General features: G+C 68.6%; 4 protein-coding genes. 1 reads left to right on the top strand and 3 read right to left on the bottom strand.

Annotated elements, in window-relative coordinates; translation table 11 throughout:
- Positions 1-380: 380 nt before the first annotated feature.
- Positions 381-1,388, bottom strand: coding sequence for a stage II sporulation protein M (locus ABD366_RS43285; protein WP_324769370.1), 1,008 nt, complete (start codon positions 1,386-1,388; stop codon positions 381-383).
- A 105-nt stretch (positions 1,389-1,493) separates the two neighbouring features.
- On the opposite strand from ABD366_RS43285, the gene ABD366_RS43290 reads away from it, so the two are divergent.
- Entirely contained in the window at positions 1,494-2,570 is a 1,077-nt protein-coding gene (locus tag ABD366_RS43290) for an RDD family protein (RefSeq protein ID WP_324769372.1), read from the top strand.
- Between the two features lie 31 nt (positions 2,571-2,601).
- On the opposite strand, the gene ABD366_RS43295 is transcribed toward ABD366_RS43290, so the two are convergent.
- Together ABD366_RS43295 and ABD366_RS43300 are read right to left on the bottom strand one after the other, a co-directional pair.
- The gene (locus ABD366_RS43295; protein WP_324769373.1) at positions 2,602-3,216 is read right to left on the bottom strand and encodes a hypothetical protein; all 615 of its coding nucleotides are present in this window, start codon (positions 3,214-3,216) and stop codon (positions 2,602-2,604) included.
- A gap of 331 nt (positions 3,217-3,547) precedes the next feature.
- The coding region (locus tag ABD366_RS43300) for an adenosylhomocysteinase (RefSeq protein ID WP_344443259.1) at positions 3,548-3,710 on the bottom strand (163 nt) is incomplete at its 5' end.

Here is a 3,710-nt window from a genome sequence, read left to right on the forward strand (position 1 = left end):
CAAGGAACGGACGCTTCCTTTGTACTCACCCTCTCGGGCTTTCCTCCGGGCGCTTCCCTTCGTGTTTCCAACCTTACCAGATCCGTTTTCCGTTCCGTTTCCGGTTCGGATTTCATTTCCGGTGGCCGTTGGGGGCCTTTGCCTTTCGGCTGATCCGACTTTATCAGAAGGTTTGGGCCGGTCTGACCGACTCTTATTTCCGATTAATCGGGGAGGCTTCTCGAAGAATGTTATTTCGTGAAGCGAGTTAGATGCTAACGGTTGCGGCCGAACCTGTCGAGTTCGGGGCAACTGTTCGAATCTACCTCCCCCGTCGTTCCGTGTCAACGGTCTTTCCGGGGCGAAGAGGAGACTAGCAGGTCAGCGGAGCTGTCCGCACATCAAGCGGCTGTCGGGAGCACTGCGCTGCGTTCGCCCGTGTCCAGGTCCCCTGTTTCTCCCGCACGGACCGCGCGGCCACCGAGGACATAGACGTAGACGAGAAAGGCGAGTTCCGCGGCGATGCCGATGCCGATGCGGGCCCAGGTCGGCAGGCCGGAAGGGGTCACGAAGCCTTCGATGGCACCGGAGATGAAGAGGACCAGGGCCAGGCCGATGGCCATGCCGATCGCCGCTCGGCCTTCCTCCGCGAGGGCCGTTCGCCGTGTGCGCGGGCCGGGGTCGATGACCGTCCAGCCGAGGCGCAGTCCAGTACCGGCGGCTACGAACACCGCGGTCAGTTCGAGGAGGCCGTGCGGGAGGATCAGGCCCAGGAAGGTGTCGAGGCGGCCGGCGGAGGTCATCAGGCCGATACCGATACCGACGTTGAGCATGTTCTGCAGAAGGATCCACAGGACCGGCAGTCCCAGGAAGATGCCCAGGACCAGGCACATGGCGGCGGCCTGCGCGTTGTTCGTCCAGACCTGCGCCGCGAAGGACGTCGCCGGATGGCTCGAGTAGTACGTCTCGTACTGGCCGCCCGGGCGGGTCAGCTCACGGAGCTCGGACGGAGCGGCTATGGAGGCCTGTATCTCGGGGTGGGTACCTATCCACCAGCCGATCAGGGCGGCTATCGCCGTGGAGACGAGAGCGGTGGGGACCCACCAGTGGCGTGCCTTGTAGACCGCTGCCGGGAAACCGTGGGTGAGAAAACGGGTGACGTCGCGCCATGAAGCGGCGCGAGTACCGGTCACAGCACTACGCGCGCGTGCCACGAGTTGAGTGAGGCGGCCGACGACTCTCGGGTCCGGGGCGCTCGACTGGATGAGGGAGAGGTGCGTGGCCGTGCGCTGGTAGAGCGTCACCAGTTCGTCCGCTTCCGTGCCGGTCAGGCGGCGTCGGCGGCGCAGCAGTGCGTCCAGGCGGTCCCACTCGGCTCGGTGGGCGGACACGAAGACGTCGAGGTCCATCCGGTCTGCTGCTCCTCGCTTTCCGGCACCTGTGCGGCGCGATGTGCCCTCAGCTTGGCAGACTGGCGGTTCCGAGGGCAGGTCAGGGAAGGGTGGGTGGCCGGCGTGAGTGAGCTGGTGACGGGCGAGGCCGTGGCACTGGAGTTGCGGCCCGCAAAGCTGCCGAGCCGGGCGCTCGCCGTGCTCATCGATCTGGTGGTGGCGTTCGTCGTCTATATCGCCGTGACGATCGCCGTGGTGGCCGCGACCGCGTCGCTGGACGATGCCGCGTCGGCGGCGCTGTCCGTGGCGCTGTTCCTGCTGGTGCTGGTGGGAGTCCCGATAGCCGTGGAGACGTTGAGCCACGGAAGGTCGCTCGGGAAGCTCGCGTGCGGGCTGCGGGTCGTACGGGACGACGGCGGGCCCATCCGGTTCCGCCACGCACTGGTGCGCGGGGCCGTCGGGGTCGTCGAGATCCTGCTGACCTTCGGTGTCGTGGCCTGTATCGCCTCGCTGGTGTCCGCCCGGGGGCGGCGGGTCGGAGACGTGTTCGCTGGGACGCTCGTCGTGCGCGAACGGGTGCCGACCGGGCAGGCGGCGTTCGTGCCGCCTCCGCCGCCATGGCTGGTCGGCCGGTTCGCGCAGCTGGATCTGTCCGCCGTGCCGGAGGGACTCTGGCTCGCCGTGCGTCAGTACCTGACGCGGATGAGGCAACTGGATCCTCAGGTCGGATGGGGCATGGCCGAGCGACTCGCCGCCGATGTCGCCGCGCACACCGGTGCGCCCGCGCCGACCGACGTACCACCCGCCGCGTTCCTGGCCGCAGTGGTGCACGAACGACAGTCGCGAGAGGCCCGGCGCGCCTTCGGTTCGGTGGGGCAGGACCGTTTCCCCGGGGCTTACGGCGGCCAGAGGCAGCCGGGGGTCGTCGCTCCGCCCGCGGCTGCTTATGCGCCGCCCGCTCCGCCGCTTCCGCCTGCTCCGGTGCAGGGGGCCTACGGCGAGCAAGCCGCGCCTGTGCAAGGAACGTACGGCGGGCAGAGAACGTACGGCGGGCAGGGAACGTACGGCGGGCGGGTCACTCCTGTGCCCGGCGGGTACCCGGCCTCCGCCCCCTCGCCCGCGGCGCCGCCCGCCGGGAACTCCGCGCACGGTTCGGGGAGTTCTGAGCCGCCGGCCACCGGGTTCGCGCCGCCGGCCTGAGGTCGGTGAGTCGGAGCGGGTGTCGTCGGCGTCAGCTGAACGTCGACGGGGGTGTTTCGAGGTGCTCCAGCTCGATGCCAGGGGCTGCCAGGACCACGTCGCCGCTGAGGTGAACGGTGTGCTGCTCCCCCGTGTCCAGGGCTGTGACCTGGTATTCGTCCACGACGAGCGGGCCGTTGTCAGTGGCGTGTGCTTCGCTGTTCAGCAAGGTCCAGGACTGGTCCAGGGTGCGGGGGGCCAGGACCGGATCCGTGAGGGCGACAAGGCGGACGCGGGTCGAGGGGGAAGCGGGGGTGAGGTTCAGCAGACGCGTGGTGGCGATGAGGAACGCGGGGGACGTGCCGGTGAAGGCATGGGCAGGGGCGTTGCCTTCGGTGGCGTGGGTGCCGGTGGGGTCGGTGCGTACCCAGGTGACGCCGTCGATGGCGGCTCCCCGTACCTGCCAGCTCGCGGCGTTCACTTCAAGGCGGATGGGGCGGCCGAGTTCGTCGAGGGCGAGGTCGATCGAGCCGGCGTGATCGCCGGAGGGGGTGGTCCGTTGAGCTACGTAGCGCCAGCCGGAAGGGCCGGGCGCGCAGTGGAAGTGCTCTTCACCGAGGGGGGTGTGATCGTGCGGATCGTGGAGCGAATAACGGCCGCGGGGCATGGGGTTCGTCGGGTCCTTCGGCTGGCTCGGTGACGGCCGCTGTCGATCGCGCGATGGAGCGATTGAGCAATTGAGCGATGGCGCTCCATCGGATCACTGGATCGGATCGCAGGATCGCGGGGCATGACCAAGCGCGCTGGTCTGTGTGTCTGCGTCTGTGTGTCTGTCGTCTGTCGTGTCCGGTCTGTCGGCGGCTGCCGGTTCGGCGTCGTCGGAAGGCGGCTCAGGACGTGTCCACCGTAGCCAGCGGTGGGCGGAGTACGGGACAGGCCCCCGGCACGGGGGTGCGGGGGCCTGTCCTGTCAGTCGGCTGGTGCGACCGGCGCGGTGCTCAGTAGCGGTAGTGGTCCGACTTGTACGGACCCTCGACCTCGACACCGATGTACGACGCCTGCTCCGGACGGAGCGTCGTCAGCTTCACGCCGAGCGAGTCCAGGTGGAGACGGGCGACCTTCTCGTCCAGGTGCTTGGGCAACACGTAGACGTCGGTCGGG

Source organism: Streptomyces kunmingensis (genome assembly GCF_039533535.1).
Classification (GTDB): Bacteria; Actinomycetota; Actinomycetes; order Streptomycetales; family Streptomycetaceae; genus Streptomyces; species Streptomyces kunmingensis.

What these genes read in the sequence shown, in the direction of transcription:
- ABD366_RS43285 (WP_324769370.1), bottom strand. Translation starts at nt 1,388, where the DNA reads ATGGACCTCGACGTCTTCGTGTCCGCCCACCGAGCCGAGTGGGACCGC.
- ABD366_RS43295 (WP_324769373.1), bottom strand. Translation starts at nt 3,216, where the DNA reads ATGCCCCGCGGCCGTTATTCGCTCCACGATCCGCACGATCACACCCCC.